The 24,087-nt window shown below is 61.8% G+C and carries 23 protein-coding genes and 1 riboswitch; of the genes, 5 read left to right on the forward strand and 18 right to left on the reverse strand.

Going from position 1 to position 24,087, the window contains the following annotated elements; all coding sequences use genetic code 11:
• Window positions 1-33: 33 nt before the first annotated feature.
• The 4 genes from H7688_RS02885 to H7688_RS02900 form a co-directional block, all read right to left on the reverse strand.
• Window positions 34-1,983: an AMP-binding protein gene (locus H7688_RS02885; protein WP_183359513.1), complete on the reverse strand. Its 1,950-nt coding sequence runs from the start codon at window positions 1,981-1,983 to the stop codon at window positions 34-36.
• A 5-nt stretch (window positions 1,984-1,988) separates the two neighbouring features.
• Window positions 1,989-2,870 carry a fumarylacetoacetate hydrolase family protein gene (locus tag H7688_RS02890; RefSeq protein WP_183359514.1) on the reverse strand — a complete coding sequence of 294 codons (882 nt, stop codon included), beginning with the start codon at window positions 2,868-2,870 and terminating at the stop codon, window positions 1,989-1,991.
• Between the two features lie 162 nt (window positions 2,871-3,032).
• The gene (locus H7688_RS02895) at window positions 3,033-4,850 is read right to left on the reverse strand and encodes a carbon starvation CstA family protein (RefSeq protein ID WP_183359515.1); all 1,818 of its coding nucleotides are present in this window, start codon (window positions 4,848-4,850) and stop codon (window positions 3,033-3,035) included.
• Between the two features lie 362 nt (window positions 4,851-5,212).
• On the reverse strand, window positions 5,213-5,599 hold the full coding sequence (locus H7688_RS02900; protein WP_183359516.1) for a hypothetical protein: 387 nt from the start codon (window positions 5,597-5,599) through the stop codon (window positions 5,213-5,215).
• 279 nt (window positions 5,600-5,878) lie between these two features.
• Here H7688_RS02900 and H7688_RS02905 point away from each other — a divergent pair, with 279 nt between their 5' ends.
• Window positions 5,879-8,335, forward strand: coding sequence for a bifunctional diguanylate cyclase/phosphodiesterase (locus H7688_RS02905; RefSeq protein WP_183359517.1), 2,457 nt, complete (start codon window positions 5,879-5,881; stop codon window positions 8,333-8,335).
• 558 nt (window positions 8,336-8,893) lie between these two features.
• Window positions 8,894-9,322, forward strand: a complete 429-nt coding sequence (locus tag H7688_RS02910) for a GSU0071 family protein (protein ID WP_183359518.1) — start codon at window positions 8,894-8,896, stop codon at window positions 9,320-9,322.
• A 158-nt stretch (window positions 9,323-9,480) separates the two neighbouring features.
• Here H7688_RS02910 and H7688_RS02915 read toward each other — a convergent pair whose 3' ends face one another.
• The 5 genes from H7688_RS02915 to H7688_RS02935 form a co-directional block, all read right to left on the reverse strand.
• Window positions 9,481-9,897, reverse strand: a complete 417-nt coding sequence (locus tag H7688_RS02915) for a bacteriohemerythrin (protein WP_183359519.1) — start codon at window positions 9,895-9,897, stop codon at window positions 9,481-9,483.
• A 511-nt stretch (window positions 9,898-10,408) separates the two neighbouring features.
• Window positions 10,409-10,786 carry a PH domain-containing protein gene (locus tag H7688_RS02920; protein ID WP_183359520.1) on the reverse strand — a complete coding sequence of 126 codons (378 nt, stop codon included), beginning with the start codon at window positions 10,784-10,786 and terminating at the stop codon, window positions 10,409-10,411.
• Window positions 10,787-10,872: 86 nt separating this feature from the next.
• Window positions 10,873-11,733 carry a hypothetical protein gene (locus tag H7688_RS02925; protein ID WP_246329689.1) on the reverse strand — a complete coding sequence of 287 codons (861 nt, stop codon included), beginning with the start codon at window positions 11,731-11,733 and terminating at the stop codon, window positions 10,873-10,875.
• A 241-nt stretch (window positions 11,734-11,974) separates the two neighbouring features.
• Window positions 11,975-12,050: riboswitch (cyclic di-GMP riboswitch) on the reverse strand.
• A gap of 237 nt (window positions 12,051-12,287) precedes the next feature.
• Complete coding sequence (locus tag H7688_RS02930; protein WP_183359521.1) at window positions 12,288-13,667, reverse strand: DUF5666 domain-containing protein; 1,380 nt, start codon at window positions 13,665-13,667, stop codon at window positions 12,288-12,290.
• 316 nt (window positions 13,668-13,983) lie between these two features.
• Window positions 13,984-14,430, reverse strand: coding sequence for a thioredoxin family protein (locus H7688_RS02935; protein ID WP_183359522.1), 447 nt, complete (start codon window positions 14,428-14,430; stop codon window positions 13,984-13,986).
• Between the two features lie 216 nt (window positions 14,431-14,646).
• On the opposite strand from H7688_RS02935, the gene H7688_RS02940 reads away from it, so the two are divergent.
• The gene (locus H7688_RS02940) at window positions 14,647-15,471 is read left to right on the forward strand and encodes a polysaccharide deacetylase family protein (RefSeq protein ID WP_183359523.1); all 825 of its coding nucleotides are present in this window, start codon (window positions 14,647-14,649) and stop codon (window positions 15,469-15,471) included.
• A gap of 116 nt (window positions 15,472-15,587) precedes the next feature.
• On the forward strand, window positions 15,588-15,770 hold the full coding sequence (locus H7688_RS02945; protein WP_183359524.1) for a hypothetical protein: 183 nt from the start codon (window positions 15,588-15,590) through the stop codon (window positions 15,768-15,770).
• Window positions 15,771-15,955: 185 nt separating this feature from the next.
• Here H7688_RS02945 and H7688_RS02950 read toward each other — a convergent pair whose 3' ends face one another.
• From H7688_RS02950 to H7688_RS02965, 4 genes are all read right to left on the reverse strand, one after another.
• Window positions 15,956-16,552, reverse strand: coding sequence for a hypothetical protein (locus H7688_RS02950; RefSeq protein ID WP_183359525.1), 597 nt, complete (start codon window positions 16,550-16,552; stop codon window positions 15,956-15,958).
• Between the two features lie 9 nt (window positions 16,553-16,561).
• The gene (locus tag H7688_RS02955; RefSeq protein WP_183359526.1) at window positions 16,562-17,767 is read right to left on the reverse strand and encodes a class I SAM-dependent rRNA methyltransferase; all 1,206 of its coding nucleotides are present in this window, start codon (window positions 17,765-17,767) and stop codon (window positions 16,562-16,564) included.
• Window positions 17,768-17,936: 169 nt separating this feature from the next.
• Window positions 17,937-18,317 carry a hypothetical protein gene (locus H7688_RS02960; RefSeq protein WP_183359527.1) on the reverse strand — a complete coding sequence of 127 codons (381 nt, stop codon included), beginning with the start codon at window positions 18,315-18,317 and terminating at the stop codon, window positions 17,937-17,939.
• Window positions 18,318-18,433: 116 nt separating this feature from the next.
• Window positions 18,434-20,062 carry an ABC-F family ATP-binding cassette domain-containing protein gene (locus H7688_RS02965; RefSeq protein ID WP_183359528.1) on the reverse strand — a complete coding sequence of 543 codons (1,629 nt, stop codon included), beginning with the start codon at window positions 20,060-20,062 and terminating at the stop codon, window positions 18,434-18,436.
• A gap of 353 nt (window positions 20,063-20,415) precedes the next feature.
• Here H7688_RS02965 and H7688_RS02970 point away from each other — a divergent pair, with 353 nt between their 5' ends.
• The gene (locus tag H7688_RS02970; RefSeq protein ID WP_183359529.1) at window positions 20,416-20,793 is read left to right on the forward strand and encodes a hypothetical protein; all 378 of its coding nucleotides are present in this window, start codon (window positions 20,416-20,418) and stop codon (window positions 20,791-20,793) included.
• On the opposite strand, the gene H7688_RS02975 is transcribed toward H7688_RS02970, so the two are convergent.
• From H7688_RS02975 to trmFO, 5 genes are all read right to left on the reverse strand, one after another.
• Complete coding sequence (locus H7688_RS02975; protein ID WP_183359530.1) at window positions 20,784-21,026, reverse strand: hypothetical protein; 243 nt, start codon at window positions 21,024-21,026, stop codon at window positions 20,784-20,786. The two genes, H7688_RS02970 and H7688_RS02975, sit on opposite strands and share 10 nt — an antisense overlap.
• Window positions 21,027-21,131: 105 nt before the next feature.
• On the reverse strand, window positions 21,132-21,818 hold the full coding sequence (locus tag H7688_RS02980; RefSeq protein ID WP_183359531.1) for a YggS family pyridoxal phosphate-dependent enzyme: 687 nt from the start codon (window positions 21,816-21,818) through the stop codon (window positions 21,132-21,134).
• A gap of 21 nt (window positions 21,819-21,839) precedes the next feature.
• Window positions 21,840-22,418 (reverse strand): Maf family nucleotide pyrophosphatase, encoded by a 579-nt coding sequence (locus tag H7688_RS02985; protein WP_183359532.1) that lies wholly within the window; start codon window positions 22,416-22,418, stop codon window positions 21,840-21,842.
• Between the two features lie 18 nt (window positions 22,419-22,436).
• Entirely contained in the window at window positions 22,437-22,637 is a 201-nt protein-coding gene (locus tag H7688_RS02990; RefSeq protein ID WP_183359533.1) for a hypothetical protein, read from the reverse strand.
• 37 nt (window positions 22,638-22,674) lie between these two features.
• Window positions 22,675-23,976, reverse strand: a complete 1,302-nt coding sequence (gene trmFO, locus H7688_RS02995; protein ID WP_183359534.1) for a methylenetetrahydrofolate--tRNA-(uracil(54)-C(5))-methyltransferase (FADH(2)-oxidizing) TrmFO — start codon at window positions 23,974-23,976, stop codon at window positions 22,675-22,677.
• Window positions 23,977-24,087: the final 111 nt, after the last annotated feature.

Below are 24,087 nucleotides of genomic sequence, written 5' to 3' on the forward strand. Positions count from 1 at the left end.
CCTTTTCGCCCCTCGCGTTACCCGCGACAGCCATCAGCGATCCCGGCGGGGCACCGCCTCGCCGGGACTCCTGCCGACACCGGACACCCGGTCGGCAAGGTGTAGAAACCCCAGATCGTCCAACTCTCCGATATCGCCCGTCTGGTACCACCCGTCCCGCAGCACCTCTGCGGTCTGCTCCGGTTTCCCCAGATAACCCGCCATCACGTTGGGCCCCTTCACCATGACGAGTCCGGACTCCCCCTCGGGAAGCGTTCGGCCGTTTTCCAGATCGACGATCTTCACCACCACCCCGGGCACCGGCAGGCCGACGCTCCCCGCGCGAAAACCGGCCTGGCGCACCCCGTCGATCTCCACGTCGGGGAGGCTTAAGGAGATGACCGGCGCCAGTTCGTTCGCGCCGTATCCCTCCAGGGGACGGATCCCGAACTTCTCCTGGAAGGCATCGGCCAGTTTCGGCTTGAGTCTCCCGCCACCGGTAACGACCAGCTGCAGGCTCCGGAAATCCTCCGCCGCGGCCCGCCGGAGATAGGCAACGAGGAAGGCCGGCGTGGCGATGAGCATGGTGGAGCGGCGCTCCCGCACCAGCTTGGCGATGGTCTCGCCGTCCAGCGGATTGGTGTGGTAGGCGGCGGAGAATCCCGAGACCAGGGGGAGCCACAAGGTGCCGGTAAGCCCGAGGGCGTGGCAGAAGGGGAGCGCCGAGCAGAGGTTGTCGCGCCGGGTGGCACGCAGGACCATCCTGAGCGACTCCAGGTTGGAGATGATGTTGTGATGGGTGAGCATCACCCCGTTGGGGTCCCCGGCGTTCTCGGAGAAGATGACGGTGGCCAGGCGGTCTGGGTCGAAGCCGGAGGGACGGGCGAACCAGCGTACCGGGAGCAGCCGGGCCGTAAACCAGGCGCTGCGCTTTTCTGAAAGCGTGCTGGCGGAGAGCAGGTCCTCGACGCAGAGGGTGCCGGGAAACTCATGCAGGGTGCCCAGGTCCTCCAGGAACTCACGGGAGGTGATGACGGTCGTGACGGCGCACTGGTTCAAGGCCGAACGGATCTGGTCCCGGGAGGCGGTGTAGTCGAGATTCACGGGAACGCTGCCGTTGAGGGTGAGTGCTATGTTGACCAGCGCGCCGGCAACCGAAGGCGGCAGGCAGACCCCGACCAGCTCCCCTGCATCGCTGAGGGGCTTTAGCTTGCGGGCCAGCGCAACTGCACCGGTCAACGCCTGGCCGTAGCTGAGTTCCCCGCCGGCGCTGTCGCTCAGGGCGATCCGGCTCCAGTTTTCCCGGGCGCTGCGCGCGAACTGTTCGCCCAGCGAGCACCGGGTCCTTTTGCGGACCTCGAACCAGGCGCAGGAGAGCTCCAGCACGGCGCGGCGTACCTCGTGGGCCGAGCAACCGGCCGCGAGCGGCGCCCCGAAGAGCACCGTCACCCGGTAGGGGATAAGCGAGGGGAAGCGCGAGAGGAGTTTCCCGTGGGCATAGGAGAGGATGCTCCCCCAGGCGCCCCCGATGTAGACCGGGATGATGGGGAGCTCGGTGCCGCGCACGATGCGCTCGAAGCCCCCCTTGAAGCGGTTCAGCATGCCGTTGCGGGTGATCTCCCCCTCGGCGAAGATGCAGACCAGGTGACCTTCCTCCAGCGCGCGGCGCGAGGTGGCGATGAAGTCGAGGAGCCCTTTCTTGCCGTCCTTGGCCGAAACCGGGATCACCTGCATGAGTTTGCAGAGCTGTTTCAAAAGCGGGGTGTCGTAGATCTCGCGCTCCATGACGAACCGGATGCGCCGCCTTTGGGTCGCCATCAGCAGCAGGGCATCGAGCCAGGAGACGTGGTTCGCGACCAGGAGTGCTCCCCCTTTCAGGGGAACCTGCTCCTTACCGATCACCTCGAGCCGGTAGCAGATCCGCATGGCGGACCAGGCGAGGAACCGAAGCAGCAGGTCGGGAACTACCTTGAGGGTGGCCAGGTACCCGGCCAGGGTTTCCATCGCTGCTATTCCTTGACCACCGGGTTCTCCAGGACACCGATCCCCTCGATCTCGATCCGGACCCGGTCACCCTCCTTGAGGAACTTCGGGGGCTGGAACCCGATGCCAACGCCGACCGGGGTGCCGGTGGCGATGATGTCGCCGGGGTAGAGGGTGATGCCGGCGGAGATGGTCTCGATGAGGGTCGGGATGGAGAAGATGAGCGCGCTGCTGCGGCTGTCCTGGCGCAGTTCGCCGTTCACCCAGCAACGCACCCGGAGGTCAGAGCCGTCGAGCTCGTCGGCGGTTGCGATGCAGGGTCCCATGGGGCAGAAGGTGTCAAAGGACTTCCCCAGGTGCCACTGCTTGTGGCGCTGCTGCCAGTCGCGGGCTGTCACGTCGTTCACAATGGTGTAGCCTAAGACGTGCTCCAGCGCCTTTTCTGCCGTTATCCCCCTCCCCCCCTTGCCGATCACCACGGCCAATTCCGCCTCGTAATCAATCGAATCGGAAATCCCTGCCGGAATCCTGATGGCTACTCCCGGCCCGACGACCGCCTCGGGTACCTTGCTGAAGATGATCGGGTACTCGGGGATGTCGTCGCCCCCCTTCACGCTGTTGTCAAAACCGCTCTTGGCGAACTCGCGTGCGTGCTCGTGGTAGTTCTTGCCGACGCAGAAGATGTTACGCCGCGGCCTAGGGAGCGGCGCCTCCAGGGTCACCTGGTCGAGGGGAACCGGCGCCTGCCCGGCGGGAAGCGGCTCACCTGCCGCCAGGCGCTCTAAAAGGGGGAGTGCTCCCCGCTCGGACACCCCTGCTGCGAGGTCGAAGGGGAGGACATGGCTGCCGTCGTCGGAGATGCGGCCCACCCGGCGCACGCCTTGATAGCTGAAGCAGACAATTTTCACGGTAGTTCCTCCTGAGTTCCATGGTACGGCCATCCCAAAAAACAGGGGCGGTTGCCGAGGGCGCCCTGACGGAAAACGGCAGGTCATCCCCCCGTTCCCCCTCGCGCCCTGCGACTCTCCGCCCCTGCCGGTTTACCGCAAAGTTTTCAGACCGTCAATCTTTTAGCTGACTTCCTCGACAGTCTCCACCACGAGATCGCCGTAGCGGTCCTCGACACGGTCGGTGATCTGCAGCAGTTGGCGCCAGCGCACGAAGGCGGCCGCGAAGACTACCGCCATGAGCACCATGAGGATGACGGAGAGCGCCACCAGGAGCATGAGCCCCTTGGGGAGGAAGTTCTTGGTGACGTTGAGGTACCCCGCACTCATGGTGACCGGGATCATGAACACGCCGGGAACCGCGGTGATCCAGGCGTACTTCGCCTTGCCGAGCCGGATCAGCATGGTGGTGCCGACGATGAGGGCGCAGGTGGCGAGCAGCTGGTTGCTCATCCCGAACAGGGGCCAGATGGTGGTGATGTCGCCGGTGTAGACCAGGTACCCCCAGGCCGAGGTGAAGAGGAGGCTCGTGACGATGACGCCAGGGGTCCACTTGTTGTCCAGGAACTTGGGCGAGAGTTTGCCGAGCATCTCCTGCAACAGGTAGCGCCCGACCCGGGTGCCGGCATCGACGGCGGTCAGGATGAAGACGGCCTCGAACATGATGGCGAAGTGGTACCAGTAGGCCATCATCCCCTTCATGACCGGGATGGTGGAGAAGATGTAGGCCATGCCGACGGCGAGCGATACGGCGCCGCCGGGACGCCCCTGCACCTGCTCGCCCACCTCGCGGGAGAGCTCGGGGAGGTTCACCGGCACCATGTTGAGCGCCTGGAAGGCCTTGGGAGCGGCGTTGATGGCGAAGTAGTCGGCCGGCACCAGCACGCAGGCGGCGATGAGCGCCATGATGGCGACGAAACCTTCGGTGAGCATGGCGCCGTAGCCGACGAAGAGGATGTCACGCTCGTGCGCCACCATCTTCGGCGTGGTCCCGGTGCCGATGATGGCGTGGAACCCGGAGAGGGCACCGCAGGCGATGGTGATGAAGATGAACGGGAAGACCGCACCCGGGATGATCGGGCCGCCACCGGCGATGTACGGGGTGAGCGCCGGCATCTGCAGCTGGGGATGCACCACTACGATCCCCAGGGCCAAAAGCCCGATGGTGCCGATCTTCAGGTAGGTGGAGAGGTAGTCGCGCGGCACCAGAAGGAACCAGACCGGCAGCACCGAGGCGAAGAAGCCGTAGATCGGGATGAAGAGCGCGATCTGTTTCTTCGAGAAGGTGAAGTACGGGGCGATGGCCGGGTTGGCGGCGATGTAGGGACCGGTGGCCAGTGCCAGGAACAGGAGCACCACGCCGATCACGCTGCCCCCCTTGACGTCGCCGGGACGCACCTTCTGCATGTAGATCCCCATGATCATGGCGATCGGGATGGTGCAGAACACGGTGTAGGTGCCCCAGGGGCTGTTGAACATGGCGTTCACCACCGCAATGGAGAGCCCCGCCAGGGTAAGGATGAGGATGAAGATGATGGCGACCGAGGCAACCTTGCCGGCGACCTTGCCGATTTCCGCCTCGGCTATGAGCGAGAGGCTCTTACCCTTGTGGCGCACCGACGCGAAGAGCACGATGGAGTCGTGTACCGCGCCGGCCAGTACGGCGCCAACGATGATCCAGAGCGCTCCCGGAAGAAAACCGAACTGCGCGGCGAGCACCGGCCCCAGCAACGGCCCGGCCGCGGCGATGGCGGCAAAATGGTGCCCAAAGAGGACGTACTTGTTGGTCTCGACGTAGTCATGGCCGTCGGCCATGGTCACGGCCGGGGTAGCCCGGTCATCGTTCAACCCCATCACCTTGTTGGCCAGGAAAAGACCATAGTACCGGTAGGCCAGCGCAAACACACACAGTGCCACAAAGATCAACGTCAATGCATTCATCTCTTCCCCCCTGCGAGATTGGTCACTGTGCTACAAGCACCTGAAATCATACTTGCATCACAGTGTTGGAAAACTGTTGGATTATACAATACCAACAAATTCTTGCAAAAAGCTATGCAGTATACGTTGTGAAGAGATGTTTGATCTGCTTGAAATGCGGAAGAGATGTCATCAGGGAGGCAGGTCTACAGTCAGTAGCGCCCAGGTGCGAAGGCTTTAAGTGCACGGAGCAAAGTGAACGGGTAAAGGAAACGGATAGAACAGCACGGCCCACTGCCTTTGCAGCATCTGCCACATCCCTTTGCCGGGATGTGCTGCCTCCCTTTGCCCCGTGCGTTGGTGCCTTCGTGGCGGTCGCCTGGTCATTTGAAGGGGATGACCTCGAGCTTGCCGTAGTCGCCGCGCTGAGCCTTATAGGCGTAGCGTTCGACGTCGACGCGGTCCCGGTCGTCATGGTTCCCCTTGTGAGCCTTGCGCAACAAGGTGCGCTGCAGCACCAGGCCCACGGCACAACAGGAGGCGAGCAGGAACTTGCGACGCAACAGGTACCTCAACAGCGCCCCCACGAGCGCCGCGGTCGGCACCCGCATCAGGACCTGGCGCACCCCCCAACGCAGGTTCAGACGCCGCAGCTTGGAGCCGATGTCGGGCAACTGGTCGTCGTAAAAGTTGAGCGGAGCGTCGGTCAAGTCCTCTTTCCCAGGGATCGCCTGTCGATTGAATGTTTCTTGCCGTGCAGTGTTTGCCATAGCTGCCACCTTTTGGCGTGCAGGTCGCCTAGGCGCCTGCCGCAACATTTTATTACCAGCCTTTAATGCATTATCGATCTTCTTGATCGCGGGCGTCAATCCGAGCTTCATGAGAAGATTCAACTAATGTTTTCTCCTACAGTGACGATAACGGACAGGGGAAAGCTGTTGGCGCTTACCACGAGACAGGCTGCCGACGGCCCGCCCGCTGGATTCCTCTTACATCGACCGCAAACGCTGCCAGGATGCGGGCCGATGCACGAACCTTCCGGAGCTGCCATGCCGTTATTCCGAAATGCCTCCATTCGATCCAAACTACTGGCCATCATGCTGGTGTGCAGCGTCCCGGTGCTCTTTGTGGTCACCTACTTCATCGTGAACCAGTACCTCGACAAGCGCAAACAATCGGAGCGCGAGGTACTCTCGGCGGTGCAGTCCATCGCCTTCGAGCACGTGGCCCAGGTGGAGGGGATCCGCAGCCTCTTGATCGCCCTGTCGCAGTATCCGGATATCCGCCTGAAAGACCAGGCCGGTTGTTCCCGGATCCTGAACCTCATCCTCGAGAAGAGCCCGACCAGCCTGAACGTCGGCCTCGCGGACACCAGCGGCAAGATCGTCGCCACGGGGCTCAAGCAACCGCTCCCGATCAAGTACCGGGTGGACGATCGCAAGTACTTCCGCGAGGCCCTGAGAACCGGCAAGTTCAGCGCCGGCGAATACACGGTAAGCCGTGCGGCGCTGAAGAAACCGACTCCGACCCTGCATTTCGCCCTGCCGGTCTTGGGGCACGAAGGAAAACCGGAGGCGGTGCTCTATGCGGCCTACGACCTGAACAGTTTCGGCAGGATCTTCGACGCCCAGGGGCTGCCGACCGGCGCCATCATCAACCTCACCGACCACCGCGGCACCGTGCTCTACCGCTATTCGCGCTTGGGAGTGAGCGACCTGGTGGGAACCTCGGATCACCCCGACCTGCGCCAGCACATGACCGGCCCCGCCGAGGAGGGGGTGCTGACCGGGATCGGCATGGACGGGGCCAAGAGGCATTTCGGCTTCAAGCGGCTGCGCCTGAACCCCGGAGAAACTCCCTACCTCTACATCCGCGTCTCCATCCCGGAACAGGTAGCGACCTCCAACACCAGGAAAGCCTTCCTGATCTCCCTGGCGGTCTTCTCAGTTGCGGCGGTGATCACCTACTTCCTGACCCGGATCATCGCCGGTCACTACATCGTCCGCCCGGTCCGGCGCCTGGTGAATGCCTCGAAATCGGTGCAGGACGGCGATCTCACCGCGCGAAGCGGCCTCCCCTACTCCAGCGACGAACTGGGACAGCTGGCCCGCTCCTTCGACGAGATGGCGGCCTCGCTGGATCAGCGCATCCGCCAGATCAGCCAGGCCGAGTCCGAGAAGCACCGGCTCGCCTTCTACGATCCTCTCACCGAGCTCCCCAACCGGCGTCTTCTGCGCGACCGGCTGCAGATCGCCATGCTGCGCAGCCGGCGCCAGTCCACCGGGTTCGCCCTGGCCTACCTCGACATCGACAACTTCAAGCACATAAACGACAGCCTGGGGCACTCGGCGGGAGACCAGCTCCTGAAGATCGTGGCGGGACGCTACCAGGCCGCGCTGCGCGAGGACGACTTCGTCTGCCGTCTGGGAGGCGACGAATTCGCCGTGATCCTGCACGACATCCAGCAGGAGAGCGCGGCGAGCACCGTGATCCAGAAGCTTTTGGAGGCGACCTGTGCCCCGATGGTGATCGAAGGGCGCGAGCTGTTGATCACCGCCAGCATCGGGGTCGCCTTCTACCCCAAGGACGCCGAGGATACCGCGACGCTCGAGAAGGATGCCGACATCGCGCTGTACCACGCCAAGGACGAGGGGAAGAACACCTTCCGGATGTTCTGCGAGGAGCTCACCAGGTCCTCCCGCGAGCGGATCAACCTGATCCACGCCCTGCAGCATGCCCTGGACCGCAACGAGCTCTGCCTGCACTACCAGCCCAAGATCGACAACGCCAACGGCAAGGTAACCGGGGTCGAGGCGCTTTTGAGGTGGACCAGCCCGGAAGTGGGGAGCATTCCGCCGGACCGGTTCATCCCGCTGGCCGAGGAGAGCCGGCTGATCATCCCGATCGGCGAGTGGGTGGTCCGGACCGCCTGCAGCCAGCAGGTCGCCTGGAAGCGGGCTGGCTGCGACCTCTCCATGGCGGTCAACATCTCCGCCGTGCAGCTCAAATCGCCGGAACTGATCCAGACTATCCAGCGGATCATCGAGGAGACCGGAATCGAGCCGGAGCAGTTGGAGCTGGAACTCACCGAGAGCTGCCTGGTGGACCGGCCCGACGAGGTCATCAAGGTCCTCGAGAAGCTGCGCGCCCTGCGCTGCAGCATCGCCATCGACGACTTCGGCACGGGATACTCGTCGCTGAGCTACCTGAAGAACTTCCCGGTGACCGTGCTGAAGATCGACCGCTCCTTTGTGAAGGACCTGACCAGCAGCTCCAGCGACCGGGCCATCGCGCAGTCGGTAGTGAACCTGGCCAATAACCTGGACATGGTGACGGTTGCCGAGGGGGTGGAACACCAGCACCAGCAGGCCGTGCTGGAAGAGATCGGCTGCAACTTCGTGCAGGGGTTCCTGCACTGCGAGCCGGTCCCGCCGGAGGAGATTCCTGACATCGTGCGGGCACGTAACGGGGAAGAAGAGAGGGTGAGAAAGGCCAGCATCAATTGACAAGTGCAACTGCAATTGACGATTGACGATGGACAATTGACGATTGGTACGCAACTGCAACTGCAATTGGCGATGGACGATTGACTTTTATTTGGGCATCGAGGGTTGCCGACGGTCATTCTGCTGTCAGGGTGGTGGAAGTCTCAAGGGGGAGATACCGGAGGGATCGGTGTCTCCTTTTTTCGTCGCAGGTCCGATCTGCCCACGGCTGACCTAGCGGACCGGATGCCGCCGGGTAGTGTGGCGCAACTGCAACGCGGCGTTGCAAATCTGCAAAGGTCTTTGCAGCTACGCGAAACTGCGTGGGCGCGGTTGGGAGACCCGGCGCGAGGCGCCCCCCGCGTCAGGCAGGTTTTCCGCATACGCCTCTGAACAAAAAAGTGACGCAAAAGTAGCCACCTGCACGAGAAGTGTGCAGTTTTGACCACTCCCCCGGATCGCCCCGATGCTGTAAATCTGCCGACTTGGCTGCAGAGTGCACGCTGGTACGAATTCTGCTATATGACCGGCATGGCAGCACTCGACATTCCCACGTGAATTCGATAAGGAAGTGACATCATGGATACCTACACGATTGACGTCGAACTGGAACACTACTACGGCGACCGCATGGCGATGTCCGGCAAGGAGGCCTGCCGGCGCTTCTACCTGCGTGCAGTGGCGCGCTGCAACGGGGCGGAACTGGAGAAGTACCTGGACCGGGTAAAGGCACACGCTGCCGCCTACTCGAGCCTGAACCACGTCCTGAGATCCCCGGTGATGCACATCGAGACCCCGCTGTTTCTGTCCGGACTGGTGCTGCTGCTGGCAAGCTTCGCCATGCTCTTTAGCGGTGAGTTGGGGACCATGGTGGCGCTGGGTGCCTCGGCGGGCATGGTGGGGATGCTGCAGTGCCTGAAGAAGCTGTCCCAGTACTGGCAGGAGTATTCGGTACGCGAAGCGGTGTTCCGGGAACTTTCGCAACTCCTGGAGGAGCCGTCACTGTAAAGGCTGCGGATCATCCAGGCAAGGTAACCAATAAAGAAAAGGCCAGGTCAAGCGACCCGGCCTTTTCTCTTTTTCACTCCCTGGCAACAAAGCGAAGGGGCGCCCAAGCACAGTCCCTCAGGCGTCACTCCCGGTTGCGGTCCAGAGTCCCGTATCCGTCACGCGCACTGCTTGAAGTTGTCACCGGCACTGAAACGGACATAGTCCGCATCGGCGATGGTGATGTCGTAGGTGAGCCAGTTCTGCAGGAAGCTGAGCATTTCCATGGGGAGGTTCTTCCAGACCTGGGTGAGGTCGTGCTCCATGGCGGCCACCTGGCCAGAGAAGTTCCTGTGGTATTCCAGGTGCTCGGCGTACCCCGCGTAGCCAATTTCCTCCATGTACTGCTCCTCCATCTTGAAGTGGTACATGGCGTAGTCGAAGAATTCGTGCAGTGTGGCAGTCAGCTTTGTCACATCGGCATCGGAAAGGTAGCCCTGGTAGGCTCGGTTCAAAAGCTCTACCAGGTGCCGATGATGATTGTCAAACTGCTCGATGCCCAAGGTGAAGCTTTCTTTCCATTCCAGTATCGGCATGTCATCCTCCCGTTGGAGCACAGGTGATCAAGTGTTTCCAGTGTTGCTGGTGCTTGGAACATGCCAACCATAACTACTCAATATGACAGGTTCTACTTTTCACAGACAGGCTCTGCTGCTCAGAGTCGGTACGTTTGCTGTTCAAACTGTGCCACCTGCTGTCACGGCCCTTAGCGTCTCAGTGAAAGAACGGCTCTCCCTCTGTTTGAGTCAAAGCTAATACAAAACTCGTTCCAAGAACTGAGCCGATGCGCCGGGGGAACGAATCCTCAATGCAGCAGGAAAGACCAACGCAAATTCGGGGGTTTGTCACCAGGAGCGTTCTGGGGAAGGGACCGCGAAGGAGCTTGGGGAGATTGGGCAATGTCGAATATTCTTACAGGGGCGTCGGCAGTCTTTACACCGACTTTGGCCGAGGTTACGGTCGGCAGGATGGTTGGAAAGGCATGAAAAAAGCGGGCCCGCAGATGATACCGGGTCCCGCATTTAGGATGCCTGCAGCGCCTCTGGGTTACTTGAGAACCCGGCTTGCCAGCACTTTCTGTACTTCGTAGACGTTCACCTCTTTGGTGAACTTCTTCTCGAGGGGGATGCTGTCGCTTCCGATCCAGATGCGCAGCTCTGCCTCGGGGTCGAAGGCACCGCCGGTGCGCACGCTGAACCTGGTGATCTTGCTGTAGGGAATGGAGAGGTACTCCAACTGCCGCCCCGAGATACCTTGGACGTCCACCAGGATCAGACGCTTATTGGTGAACAGAAAGGTGTCGCGAAACACCACGAAGCCGACCTCGATGATCTCCCCGTCTGCCAGAAGCGGCGCATAGGTGTTGTGGAATTTCTTGGTTTCCGCTGACCCGGTATTCTTGTCCACTCCCGAAAAAAATCCCATACGGCTCGTACTCCCTACCTCAAGATGGCATGCTGTCGAGCCTATCGGCGTTTTCCGCGCAAACTTTAGCCCCGGACGAAGCGGCGTCAGGAAGCAAGCGCCACCGCCTGGACCTCGCTGGCCAGCACGATGCGCTCGTTCTCGAGGGTCACGGGGTGCGCGCTGTGCTCCAGGCGCTCGTAGAGGTGCAGGTACTTGGCGACTTCGCCGGCATGGCCGGTCTTGCGGCCGTGGTACTTGCCGGTCTGCACGAAGACGGCCGTAACGGCCCGCTCATCGTAGATGGCAAAGTCGAAGGAGCTGTTTACCTCGGAGCCGCCGATGTCGATGGTAGAGGGGAGTTCGTCACGGAAGGCGAGTCGGACCTCGATGTTGTCCCGGTACTGGGCGAGGAGCACCTTCTGCACCTCGGGGTCGCCCAGGTCCTCGCGGCTGGTCACGAAGATGCGGGTGATCTCGAGACCGCGTGCCACGCCGCGCAGGTTGGCCTGGTAGAAGTTGATGACCGAACCGCGGCTGAGCCACCCCGGGGAGAGCGGATCCACCGCCTTGATCCGGTGCAGGGCCTGGTCGGCAAGCCGCGCCCCCTCCAGGTAGAAGTCCATCTCGTCCAGGGGAATGTACCCCTGCTGCAACAGCGCCATGTTTTTCAGGGTTCCGGCCACCAGTTCCTGGGCCTTGACCTGGCACTCGGGATCGCTGATCTGGGCCAGTGCGAACGGGATGGCGTGCACCTGCTGGTACTGGGTGAAGAGCTCCGACTTGGTCTTGGCGATGTCTTCACGCACCAGGTAGGTCACCAGGGAGAGCAGGATACCCACCCCGAAGGTAAGGTAGGCAGCCATCTCATTGTGCAGCACCAGGTGGAAGAAGATCGCCAGGCCGGAGCCTGCGAAAAATTCGATGAATACCGCCATATCGTGAATCTTTTTGTTCATGCTGGTCATGAAACCTCCTTGTGTTGGGCAACTGCAGGGCCCGGCCCCGTCAGTCAGACCGGGACATCTCGAAGCGAAAAAGTTGTGTTGGTGAGATCGGCGCTGGGGAATGCGGCACACGGGCCAGGTGAACCTGGCATCCACTCCCCTCCGGAATCCCTGATCCTTGGAGGGGCTCGTGACGACACTGGTTACGGGGGAATGGCGCTTGGAAAAAAAAATAGCCGCGTCGCGAAATGCGTCCTGACATTTCGGCGACCCGGCTATCTCGAAGAGACCCTTAGGCTTTCCGTCCCACCCTCGCGGATGGTTTAGTATTGTCGTCTATCGTGCTGCTCTTATGCTGCGTTGTTCCGGGAAAAATAGCGGAAACCAATCTCACTGTCAAGTTAAATGTGTGTCACGACCAGTTTAAGTGTTTGGTATTACGATGTTTATTTTTCTTTTCCTTTGAGCTGCGTCATTAAAACGGAGTCCCTGCCGGGTTGGCCGGAACAGACCCCAATGGGTCTCCCTCCTAAGATTCCGACCCCCGGCAGTTTCTCCGCTCCACTATCTGAAACCTACTTGCCCTGTTCGATTTCCACCTGTTGGGCAGCGGCAGAGGTGTCGCTCGAATTCCAGCGTGCCTTCACTATGGTCACCCCGGCGGTTACCTGGGCGAAGAAGGCGCTCTTGGTGACCGCCTGATCGGCGGAGGTGCTGCTTATCCTGAACTCGGTCCCGGAGTTGGTCGACACCGTGAGGCCGAGGATACTGAGGGTGCCGGCGGTGGCATCTTTAGCGCTGACCGGTCCCTGGATAAAGGTCTGCGAGCTGGCGCCTTTCACGATGACGCGACGGGCGACCAGGTTGCCGTCGCGATCGGCGATGGCACGTACTTCGACATGCTGTCCGTTGGCGAGCGGGCCGCCGTCGATGCGGGTGAATTCGTTCAAGGTAACGGTCTTGCCCGCTACCGAGAAGCTGGTGGAGCTCAAGGCCGAGAGATCCGCCTCGATCTTGATGTTGCTGCGGTACGAGATCTTGCTGGCAACCAGCGCGCCGCTGCCGTTGAGGGCACCCTCGGCCTCCAGCTGCACGCCGATGGCGAAGTCGGTCTTCAACCCACCTTCGTAGATGGTGGCGCTGTTGGTCAGCACCTGCTGGCCGTTGATCGTGAAGTCGTCGACGCTGCCGGAGGTGACGATCCCTTCCACCTCGACCTTTTCGCCGGCGGCGGCCAGCTTGTCCTCAAGTTTGACCAGGGTCGCGGTGAGGGCACCGGCAACCGGGGCGGCGTTCGAGCGGACCTCGACGAGCGAGCCGATGGCGGCTCCGGCCGGAAGGGTTCCGGTAACGGTCAGGATGGCAGCACCACCCGGGGTAAGACTGATATCGAAGGTGCCGCTCCCCAGGGCGACGAGGTATCCCTTGATTTCGAAATCGTTGCTGGAGACGACCTTGGCTACCCGGGTTGCCCTGAGCCCCCCCTGGTCGTCGGGAAAACCGTGGACTTCGACCCGGTCACCAACTTGGAAATTGGCGGCCGAGAAAACCTTGACGGTGTTGTCGTCGTTGAGCCTGGTGACGTTATCCTCGATGTGCACGGTCTGACCCATGACGGTGATGGTGTTGGCGCCCACGGCGCTGATGTTCCCTTCCAGGGCGTCGTGGGCCTCAACATCGTGGGCCACGCCGGTACGGGTGCTGTTGTCGGCGGTGCCGCGCACCTTGATTACCATGCCGACCTTGAGCTGGCTGGCGCTCCCGGGGTTGTCATCGATCTTGATGGCCGCATTGTCTATGTTGTACTCGATACCGTTGACGATCACGCTGCCAAGGGCGGTAATGACCCCCTTGCTGACCCCTTGGGCGGGCGCGCTGGAGCCGGAGCCTCCACCGCAGGCGGAGACCAATAGGGCAGCACCGAAAAGAAGCGACAAACGAACGAGCTTTTTCATGACGTGTCTCCTTTTTCACAGCCAATTGAAGTTCCAACGTAACAGGTGCCGAGCCCCGGGTACGAAATCCCTTCCAAGGGTAACGTCACTTACTCCGGGTGATGGATGGCGCACCGGGGCATCCGGCAGTTGTCTGAACCCAGAGCAACTGGCGGGCCAAGTGTGAGCCGGCAGAGAGGAGGCTGTCTTTTCAGCTAGTTGGGTCTAAAGGGAGAAGCTTGGGAGGGGATTACCGGTTGCCAAGAAAAAGAGGTGAAATCCAAGATTTTGGCTTCGAAAAACCGGCCGACCCGGAAAAGGATCGGCCGGCCGGAGCTCAGTCTTCACCCACCATGTCGTGGAACCAACTGACCACCGATTCCGCGGAACGGGAACCGGCAAGCTGCGCCTGGGTCGTGCCGTTCTTGAGCAGGTGCAGCACCGGGATGCCGCGCACCCCGAAGCGGGAGGCGAGGTTGGGACTCGTGTCGGTATTTATTTGCAGAACCGCAGCCTGCCCCACCAGCAGTTCGGCAGCTTTTCGCACCGCCGGTGCGAATGAGGTGCAGTGCGGTCACCAGGGGGCCCAGAACTCCGCGATGATGGGACCGGGGTAGTCGGCGAGAAAGGCATCGTAGTTGGCATCGGTGATCTGCTGTGGCTCGAAGTAAAGCGGCGGCAGCGCGGCGCGGCAATTACCGCAGTGCCCGGCGATCCCCTGTTTCTCGGCGGGGACCCGGTTCGCGCTGCCGCAGGACCTGCAGGTGATCAGGTAGCTGGACATGGCATCTCTCCTTGACGAAAGTTGGGTTCCGAGGCTGTCAGCCATTGTACCAGTTTTCCGGACAGGGACGAGTGGCGCTCGTCGGCCCGGCTTAGGGAACTTCCTTTACTTGGCAAGGGCGATTCTTGCGTTTCACATTTTTTCCATTTCTGTTATGGTAGGAAATTGCTTCGCCCGGCGAGGCTAATTAACGGAAAGTCCGGAGGTTTTCAATCAATGCTTAAAAGCCGAACCCTGATCTTTGTACTGTGCGCGTTCCTGCTGGCGCTCACCTGCGCCCAGGCAGCACCCACCCCCGCCAAAGCCGGCGCTCCTGCTGCAAGCCAGGAAGTGAGCGTTCCGATACTGCTGTACCACCGTTTCGGCCCGACCGTCGCCGACGGAATGACCATCAAGACCTCCGTTTTCGAGGAGCACCTGAAGTACCTCAGGGACAACGGCTACAAGGTGATCCCGCTGCGTACCCTGGTGGACTACTACCTGAAGAAGGGGCCGGCCCCCGCACCGAAATCGGTGGTGATCGTCGAGGACGACGCCCACAAGTCGGTCTACAGCGACATGCTCCCGCTGGCAAAGAAGTACAACGTGCCGGTGACCGTGTTCGTGTACCCCTCCGCAATCTCCAACGCGAAGTACGCCATGACCTACGAGCAGCTGCGTACCCTTAAGAAAAACGGTTTCGACATCCAGTCGCACACCTTCTGGCACCCCAACTTCAAGAAAGACAAGAAGAAGATGACCCCGACGGAGTACGAGAAATCGGTTACCACCCAGCTGAAGAAATCCAAGGAGCGCCTGGAGAAGGAAGTGGGCGGCACCGTGGATCTCTTGGCCTGGCCGTTCGGGATCTACGACGACTACCTCCTGAAGCGGGCCGGCGAGCTCGGCTACAAGGCGACCTTCACCATCGAGGCGCACCATGCCTCGCCGCGCGACAACGTGATGAAGCTGCCGCGTTACCTGCTCATCAATTCCGACCAGGGGAAAAACTTCGCCCGCATCCTGGAAGGGACCGCGCCGAAGCGCAACGTGGTGTACTAAAGAGGCAGGCTGAGGTGAAGCTTGGGGACGAGAAGGGCTGAAGCGACCCCGACGTCACGGCAGGAGAGCCGGCAGCAGGCCGCACGGGATCAGCGGCAGGTGGAGATTTTCTGAGTATGGCGAGCGAGTTGCACGAGAACAAGAAGTACCCCTGCCCTGACTGCACCTTCTGCCAGTGGTGCTCGGACGACCGCTGCAGGAAGTGCCGCAGCGGGGCCAAGTGCCCGCGCAAGCTTTCCACGGCCGAGCAGATCGAGCTCTACGAAAAGCTGAACAGCTCGAAAGAGCCCACCGAATAAGGGAAATGCAGGAACGATAAAAAAGGAGACGCACGGCACCGCCGGCGTCTCCTTTTTATTTTGACTCTCTGTGACTATCCCCTCTCCCCTTGCGGGACAGAGCGAGGGTGGAAGGTGCCACGTCACAAGAGATGGCAGCTTTACCCACCCCCCGGCCCCCTCCCGTCAAGGGCGGGGGAGGTACGTCAGGTCTCCTTCCCCTGCCGCACGCGCACTTTCTGCACCTTGAGGCGCACCTTTTCTCCGGTCACCTCCCCGTAGAGTTCCTCCAGGTAGCGCACCGTGACGATTTTGTGCAGGTAGGCCTGGGTGAGCCGGTAGAGCAACCGGCGCAGCAGCGAGGGGCGCGCGCTCCCCAACAAAAGCGGACAGTAGTCGGAAAGCTGCACGGTAACCCGCACCCCGCCCGGCTCGCGTTCGGCGAACAGCGAAAAAAGACCGCGATCGCATTCCTTGGGCTGCACCAGGATCCCGCCGTTGACGCGCAGGTGCACCTCCCCCTCCCCTTCCCCCTTCGGGTACTCGGGCGGCTGGAAACTCAAAAGCGCCAGCGAACTCCCCAGAAGCCGGAACTGGACGCCCTCCTCGTTCTGCATGGGGCGGATCAGCGAGAAGGTCCAGTCGCGCACCAGGCGCAGGTAGCGTTCAAAGAGGAAACGGGGGGTCACCGGACGCAGCAGCGGGTCCGGCAGCACCAACCACTGCACCGAGTACACCGAGGCATCCGGCTCCAGTATCTGCTGGCAGGCCACCTCGCGCGACGTATCCGGCCTCCTCACCATCGTCTCCCCCTACAGTGTCCCTTTCACCGAGATAGCATACTTCAAGTAGCGCCCTTCCGGGAAGGTCACCGGATAGGGGAAATCCTCGGGCTGTCCGAAGAGCTGGACCACCTGCAGCGAGAAACCGGTCTGGAGGGCACCGCGCCGCAGCTCCTTAAGGTAGTCCGCCAGATCGACCTTCTGGTGGTTAGAGCAGGTGATCAGAAGTCCACCGTCCTTGAGCAGTTTCAGTGCGGCCGCGACCAGATCCGAGGTGCCACCGCGGGTGGTGAAGCGGCTTTTCGAGGTGGTGGAAAAGGAGGGGGGATCCATGACGATGACGTCGAAGACCCGCTTGTTACGACCGAGCTCCTCGAGGATGGCGAGGCAATCCCCCTGCAGGAACTCGTGGCGCTTGGGGTTCAGATGGTTCAGGGCGAAGTTGTTGCGCGCGATCTCCAGGTAGCTCGGCGAAAAGTCGACGCTGGTCACCTGGCTCGCTCCAGCTGAGGCAGCGGCAACCGAGAAGGCACCGGTGTAACAGAAGAGGTTCAGGACCCGTTTGCCGGCAACCCGGGCCATCAGGTCGCGGCGGTTGTTGCGCTGATCGAGGAAGAGCCCGGTGTTGAGACCGCGCTCCAGGCTCACCTGGAAGCTCAGGCCGTTTTCCTTTACCGTGAGCGGCTCGGGAGCGGCGCTCCCCACCAGGAGCCGCCCGTACTTTTTGGAGTCGCTCTCGGCCTCCAGCTCGCGCGTTTTCTGGGGCCGGGCCTTCTCGTAGATACCCGCCGGTTCGAGCAGTTCCTGGAGTGTTTGGGTGACGAGCTTCAGGTGCCTGCGCCAGGCACCACAATAAAGCTGCACCATGAGGTAGTCGCCATAGCGGTCCACGGTGAGGCCGGGAAGCCCGTCCCCTTCGGCGTTCACCAGGCGGTAGGCGGTGGTTTCCTCGAGCTGTGCGTGGTTGAGGCGCAGGGCGATGGCGGCCTCAAGCCTTTTCTTGATCCAGCCGCGGTCCAGGACCATGCGCTGGCGTGCCAGGACCCGCGCGACGATCCGCTCGCCGGGATCGAGAAGCGCCATTGCGACAAAGCGCCCGGAGGTGTCAGTCAGCTCGATCAGGTCGCCCGCCTGCCCCGCGGGCCACTTTTTGGTGTAGGCGTCGGCGATGATCCAGGGGTGACCGAGTTCCAGCATCCGGACCGACTCGGAGCCGACGATAAAGCTAGCTGCCATAAAACCTGTTCCTCTTGTGCGTTAGGTGGTGCGGTTTCTGAGGTGAAGCGGGTTGTGCCTGAGAATGAGGTCGCGGTTTACCAAAATAAAGGGGCGGCGGCTTGCGGTACTCGGGATGTCCCGAATGAGCCGAAAACCCCGCCCCCCATGTCTGTACTGCCCGGGATTCCTAGTGGGTGGCCTGTGACTTGCCCTGCTCCGCCGCCATCTCCTCACGAGCCTGCTGGATCGCTTCCATCTGCTTGAGCTGCTCGCCCAGCCAGTAGTGCAGCTCGCGGGCGGTCTGGTAGTTGAGCACGACACCGGTGGTGACGTGACGCACCAGGCTGCGGCCCAGATCCTCAGGCTCGACCTCGGTCTCGGGACCGATGGTGCCGGTCGGGGTGATCTGGTGCGAGATGGAATTGGGGAGCGGCTGACGCTCGAGGTAGAAGTTCATCACCAGTTCGCCGCGCGGCGAGATGCCGCCGTGGGCACCGTTGACATAGGTCGGACTGTAGTCGTAGGTGAAGACGTATTTAAAGGTCATCTCCTGCTTGTTGTTCGACATGATTCGCTCTCCTTTTCCATGAAAACTGTGAAATTCGTAACCCAAGCCTTATAGCACGGAGCGGTGTTCAAGGCAAACCTGGATTTATAAAATGTTCGTGAAGGATTGATGAAGAATCAGTGCACCGTGTGATGTGTCTTGGAGAGGTAGTAGTCGTAGTTCCCCTCGTAGAGCCGCATCTCACCGTGGTCCACCTCGATGACCCGATCGACCAGCAGGCGCAGGAAGTGACGGTCGTGGCTCACCAGGATGACGGTTCCCGTGAAGTTGGCCAAGGCGTCCAGAAGGATCTCGCGGCTGCGGATGTCCAGGTGGTTGGTCGGCTCGTCGAGGACCAGGAAGTTGACCGGGCGCGCCAGGAGGGTGGCCAGGACCACGCGGCTCTTTTCGCCGCCGGAAAGCATCTCGATCCGCTTGTCGACGTCGTCTCCCTGGAACAGGAAGGATCCCAGGAGGTTGCGGATCACCCCGATGGTGGCGGTCGGCATGACGTCCTGCAGGGTCTCGAAAACGGTCTTTTTCGGGTCGAGAAGCTCCATGGCGTGCTGACTGAAGTAGCCGAGCTCCACGTTAGCCCCGAGGTTCACGCTCCCCGCCGTCGGCTCGGTCTGTCCGGCCAGCACCTTCAGGAAGGTGGACTTGCCGGCCCCGTTCACCCCGACCACGGCGATCTTGCTCAGGCGCTTGATGACGCCGGTCACCCCGGAAAAGATCGGGTGCACGCTGCCGTCCGGGTTCGGCCAGCTCTTGGCCAGGTTCTCCATCGCCACCACGTCGTCGCCGCTGCGGGGCGGCTCGTTGAAGACGAAGCGGACCACCTTCTCCTCGGGCGGGATCTCGATCCGCTCGATCTTGTCGATCTTCTTCACCCGTGACTGCACCTGGGCCGCGTGCGAGGCGCGAGCGGCGAAACGGGCGATGAAATCCTCCTCCTTGGCAAGCATCTCCTGCTGGCGCTTGTAGCTGGCCAGGAGCTGGTCGCGGCGGATCTCGCGCTCCTTCTCGTAGAAGTCGTAGTTGCCGCCGTAGGTGGTGATGGTTTTGTTGGCAACCTCTATGATGCGCCCGACCACGCGGTTCATGAAGTCGCGGTCGTGGCTGGTCATGAGGAGCGCCCCCTTGAACTCGCTGGCGATCCACTCCTCGAGCCAGATGATCGACTCGACGTCCAGGTGGTTGGTAGGCTCGTCCAGGAGGAGGACGTCGGGGCACAGGGTCAGGATGCCGGCCAGCGCGATCCTCATGCGCCAGCCGCCCGAGAAGGATTCCACCGGGTTGTGGAAGCGGTCCGGTCCGATTCCCAGGCCGGTCAGCACCTCCTGGGCGCGCGAGTCGAGGTCGTAGCCGCCGCGGTGCTCGAACTCCTCCATGGCAACGCCGTAGCGCTCCAAAAGTGCGGCCATGTCGTCGTCCGACATCGGCTCGCCCATCTGCTCCTCCATCCTCTTCAGTTCGCCAGCCAGGCGCACCGTCTCCGCCGACACCGCCATCACTTCCTCGAGTGCCGAACGTCCCTTCATCTCCCCCACCGTCTGGGAGAAGTAGCCGATACTGGTCTTCTTCGCCAGGGTGATGTCGCCGGCGTCGACCTCTTCTTCGCCGGTGATGATGCGGAACAGCGAGGTTTTGCCCGCGCCGTTGGGGCCGACCAGCCCGGTGCGGGTGCCGGGAAGGATCTGGAAGCTGGCGTCGCGGAACAGGACCTGCGAGCCGTACTGCTTGGTGATGTTGGACAGATGAATCATGAACGGGTCTCCTACCGGGCTAAGTCACAAACATTGAGCGTTAGCATGAACCGCCTGAGGCTTACAACTTAATTTTTGCACAGGCTTTCAGGAAGGCGGCAAGGGGGCAGCCGGAGAAGAGCGGCAAGCCCGAGCAACCCGGTGCGACCTGCAGACAGCGGGCTGTGCAACTGTTGTACAGTAGCTGCCCCCAGGAATACTCCGACAGCAATCATGCTGCACGCCCTGATCAGATAAACAACGGTAATTACTGTAAAAAAAGAATTTATGGGAAATAATCTTACAGGGGAGAGTTTCGGTGCCTTTTATGCTGAGGACTTTTTGCGACCGATTCTTTCATGAGGAGGGGGGACATGGCAAACCTGTTTGAGAATTTCATGTTGACCATCATCCTGATGCTGGTGCTGACCATGGTACCGCGCATCGTCTGGGCCTACCTGAAGGTGGAGGAGAGCTGGCAGCACCATGACCTGGCGACCCTGCACGAGTTGCAGCACGAGCGCAACACCTGGCTGCTGCGCCACTTTAGCTGCGGAGCGGCGGCGATGCTCCTGCTCTGGATCCTCCAGGCGCAACCGGCCCTGGAAATCTCGCACAAGGTCACGGTTGCGGTGGGGATCTACGCCGGGTGCTGCCTGGTCTTCGCGGCACTGGAATGCCTGCTCTGGTTCAGGATCCACCGGTACCTGTCCCTGGTGCCGGTGAAGGTAACCGAGCGCAATCAGCGCTGAGTCTTCCTTTTGAGCAGGGCCTCGACCAGGCGCCGCAGCAGGTTCGCCAGGTAGATGGAGACGAACATGATGAGGGCGACGTTGACGAACCGGGTCCAGATGGGATCCGGCACCAGCGTCGTCCTCTTCACGTTGAGCACCAGGTACCAGATGCTCAGCGCCACCCCCACCAATGCCCCCGCCGCAACAAAGGGGCGCCTGAGTGGCGATATCGGTTTCTTGTCATTCTGCATTTTCAGTCCCTGACCAAGACCAAGGGCCCATTAGTCCCCAGTCCCCAGTCCCCAGTCCCCAGCCCCTAGCCCCTGCCTCTGACAGTCCCTAGTCCCCGCCTCACCTCACCCGCGCGATCCGAAGAGCGCCGAGCCGACCCGTACCAGGGTAGCACCCTCGGCAATCGCGGCCTCGAAATCCCCGGACATCCCCATGGAGAGCTCCCGCATCTCGACGCCTGGGATGCCGGCAGCCTCTATTTCTCCGGAAAGCTCCTTCAGTCGCCTGAAGAAGGGGCGCGCCGCCTCCGGATCGTCGAAGAACGGCGGCATGGTCATGAGCCCCTTGATGCGCAGGTTGGGAAGTTGAGCAATCACCCGCACCAGGTCGATCAGTTCCTCGCAGCTCGTGCCGCTCTTGGTCGCCTCCTGCGCGATGTTCACCTGGACCAGGATGTCGCAGACCTTGCCGATTTCGCCCCACTGTCGGTCGATCTCGCGGGCGAGCGAGATGCGGTCCACCGAGTGGATGAGGTCCACCATGCCGGCGATCTGACGCACCTTGTTGCTCTGCAGGCTGCCGATGAAGTGCCAGGAGATCTCCGCGGGAAGTTCCTTCACCTTGGGGACCAGTTCCTGGACGTAGTTCTCGCCGAAGATGAGCTGGCCGCACGACCGGGCTTCGGCGATGTCGGAGGCCGGCTTGGTCTTGCTGACCGCCACCAGGCGGACCGACTCGGGATTACGGCCGGCGTGACGAGCGGCCTCGGCGATGCGCGTGCGGATCTCCGCAAAGTTCTCTGCTATCGACACAGTCCCCTCCTCACCAGGTTCCTACTCGAGCGCGCCCAGGGTGCGCAGGGTTTCCACCACCTCGCACAGGGGGAGGCCGACCACGTTACTGTAGGAGCCGTCGATCTTCTGCACCATGTGCGCGGCGCCCCCCTGGATGGCGTAGGCACCGGCCTTGTCGAACGGGCAGCCGGTGGCGATGTAGGCGTCGATCTCCTCCTGCAGCAAGCTCTTGAAAAACACCTTGGTGCGTACCGCCTGGCTCAGCGCGGCGTCACGCTCACGGTCGTACACCGAAAAGCCGGTCACGACTTCGTGGGGGACTCCGGAGAGCTTCTTGAGCATCCGGTCGGCATCGGCGGCGTCCTTGGGTTTCCCCATGATTTCGCCGTCGCACAGGACGATGGTGTCGGCACCCACGAAGAAACGCCCCTCGGTGCGGGAGGCGGCGGCGCGGGCCTTCCCTTCCGCCAGGCGCAGGACGTGATCCACCGGTTCCTCATCGGGAAGCGGGGTCTCGTCGATGTCGGCGGGGGCGACCACGAAGCGGATACCTGCGGATTCCAGAAGCTCGCTGCGCCGGGGCGACGCCGAGGCGAGCACGATCGGTTTACTGTTCATGCACAAACTCCTTGACTGCTATTTGGCCTGGTTGCGGCGACACCAGCGTGTCAGGACCAGGATCGCACCCAGTACCGCCACTCCAATGATGATGCTTACTGCCTGGGCGGTCACCACGCCGTAAACCAGCGATACCACCCCCATGATAACAACGAGCGCCTCCAATGAAAAGAGGCGCCCCACTACGCAGATCTCCTGGTGCTCCTTGTTACCCGGCATAGCACACCTCCGAGGAGAAACAGGTTAAGGTTGAGTTTTAAGGCTGTTTCCACGTTTCCAGCGCTTCCAGGCCCCGCTGGGCCAAAAGGCCTCGTTTTTCCTTCTTCTTGACCCGACCAGGAAGCGCAGGGAAGAGGCCGTAGTTCACGTTCATCGGCTGGAAGTGAGCCGCCTCGGCGTTGGTGATGTGCACCGCCAGGGCTCCGATGGCGGTCTCGGCCGGCGGCACGGTAAGCGGCTCGCCCAAGGCTTGGCGGGCTGCGTTGACGCCGGCTACGAAGCCGCTCGAGGCAGACTCGACGTACCCCTCGACGCCGGTGATCTGGCCGGCGAAGAACAGGCGCGGGTCGCTCTTCAGGCGGCAGGTCGGTTCCAAAAGCGTCGGGGCGTTGATGAAGGTGTTGCGGTGCATGGACCCAAGGCGCACGAACTCGGCATTCTCGAGCCCGGGGATCATCCGGAAGATGCGCTTCTGCTCGGGCCAGGTGAGCTTGGTCTGGAAGCCGACCAGGTTGTACATGCTGGCCTCGCGGTTTTCCTGGCGCAACTGGATAACCGCGTGCGGCTCGACACCCACCCGCGGATCCACGAGCCCCACGGGCTTCATGGGGCCAAAGCGCAGGGTCTCCGGGCCACGGCTCGCCATCTCCTCGATAGGCATACACCCTTCGAAGTGCACCACCTTTTCAAAGCTCTTGGGCTCCACCTTCTCGGCGTTCAACAACTCGGTCACGAAGTTCTGGTACTGCTCCTGGTCCATCGGGCAGTTCAGGTAGTCGTCGCCGTCCCCCTTGCCGTAGCGCGAAGCGCGGAAGGCCTTTTCGTAGTCGATCGACTCGGCGGTGACGATGGGAGCGATGGCGTCGTAAAAGTAGAGGTAGTTGCCAGCGAGTCGGCCGATCTCCTCTGCCAGCGCGCTCGAGGTAAGCGGTCCGGAGGCAATTACCACGATCCCCTCGGCGGGAATCTCGGTGATCTCTTCACGCACCACTTCGATGAGCGGGTGTCCCTCGATCTTTTCGGTGAGGTAGGCCGAGAAGAGTTCGCGGTCCACGGCGAGCGCGCCGCCGGCCGGCACCTTGGTCGCCTCGGCCGCTTCCATGAAGAGCGAGCCCAGGCGGCGTAGTTCCTCCTTCAAGAGCCCCACCGCGTTCTCCAGCGAATCGCCGCGCAGCGAATTGGAGCAGACCAGTTCGCCCAGCCCGGGAAGCTCGTGCGCCGGGCTGAACCGCACCGGTTTCATTTCGTAAAGCCTGACCGGCACACCGCGGCTGGCCACCTGCCACGCGGCCTCGCACCCTGCCAGGCCACCACCTATTATCGTTACTGTTTGCGTCAAACGTTTCTCCTTAGTGTGGAACCCCATCCCCACCCTGTCCCTCCCCTTGAAGGGGAGGAGACGCAAGGTTCGAGATCTTCGAGGTATGCAACTAGTTGTAGCTTAAATCAA

It is taken from the genome of Geomonas limicola, assembly GCF_014193675.1.
Lineage (GTDB): Bacteria > Desulfobacterota > Desulfuromonadia > Geobacterales > Geobacteraceae > Geomonas > Geomonas limicola.

Coding starts and splice junctions, on each gene's coding strand:
- H7688_RS02950 (WP_183359525.1), bottom strand. CDS start 16,552: ATGGTGAGGAGGCCGGATACGTCGCGCGAGGTGGCCTGCCAGCAGATA.
- H7688_RS02985 (WP_183359532.1), bottom strand. CDS start 22,418: ATGAACAGTAAACCGATCGTGCTCGCCTCGGCGTCGCCCCGGCGCAGC.
- H7688_RS02925 (WP_246329689.1), bottom strand. CDS start 11,733: ATGACCAGCATGAACAAAAAGATTCACGATATGGCGGTATTCATCGAA.
- H7688_RS02930 (WP_183359521.1), bottom strand. CDS start 13,667: ATGAAAAAGCTCGTTCGTTTGTCGCTTCTTTTCGGTGCTGCCCTATTG.
- H7688_RS02885 (WP_183359513.1), bottom strand. CDS start 1,983: ATGGAAACCCTGGCCGGGTACCTGGCCACCCTCAAGGTAGTTCCCGAC.
- H7688_RS02920 (WP_183359520.1), bottom strand. CDS start 10,786: ATGGGATTTTTTTCGGGAGTGGACAAGAATACCGGGTCAGCGGAAACC.
- H7688_RS02960 (WP_183359527.1), bottom strand. CDS start 18,317: ATGTCGAACAACAAGCAGGAGATGACCTTTAAATACGTCTTCACCTAC.
- H7688_RS02990 (WP_183359533.1), bottom strand. CDS start 22,637: ATGCCGGGTAACAAGGAGCACCAGGAGATCTGCGTAGTGGGGCGCCTC.
- H7688_RS02965 (WP_183359528.1), bottom strand. CDS start 20,062: ATGATTCATCTGTCCAACATCACCAAGCAGTACGGCTCGCAGGTCCTG.
- H7688_RS02975 (WP_183359530.1), bottom strand. CDS start 21,026: ATGCAGAATGACAAGAAACCGATATCGCCACTCAGGCGCCCCTTTGTT.
- H7688_RS02900 (WP_183359516.1), bottom strand. CDS start 5,599: ATGGCAAACACTGCACGGCAAGAAACATTCAATCGACAGGCGATCCCT.
- H7688_RS02895 (WP_183359515.1), bottom strand. CDS start 4,850: ATGAATGCATTGACGTTGATCTTTGTGGCACTGTGTGTGTTTGCGCTG.
- H7688_RS02910 (WP_183359518.1), top strand. CDS start 8,894: ATGGATACCTACACGATTGACGTCGAACTGGAACACTACTACGGCGAC.
- H7688_RS02970 (WP_183359529.1), top strand. CDS start 20,416: ATGGCAAACCTGTTTGAGAATTTCATGTTGACCATCATCCTGATGCTG.
- H7688_RS02940 (WP_183359523.1), top strand. CDS start 14,647: ATGCTTAAAAGCCGAACCCTGATCTTTGTACTGTGCGCGTTCCTGCTG.
- H7688_RS02945 (WP_183359524.1), top strand. CDS start 15,588: ATGGCGAGCGAGTTGCACGAGAACAAGAAGTACCCCTGCCCTGACTGC.
- H7688_RS02955 (WP_183359526.1), bottom strand. CDS start 17,767: ATGGCAGCTAGCTTTATCGTCGGCTCCGAGTCGGTCCGGATGCTGGAA.
- H7688_RS02905 (WP_183359517.1), top strand. CDS start 5,879: ATGCCGTTATTCCGAAATGCCTCCATTCGATCCAAACTACTGGCCATC.
- H7688_RS02915 (WP_183359519.1), bottom strand. CDS start 9,897: ATGCCGATACTGGAATGGAAAGAAAGCTTCACCTTGGGCATCGAGCAG.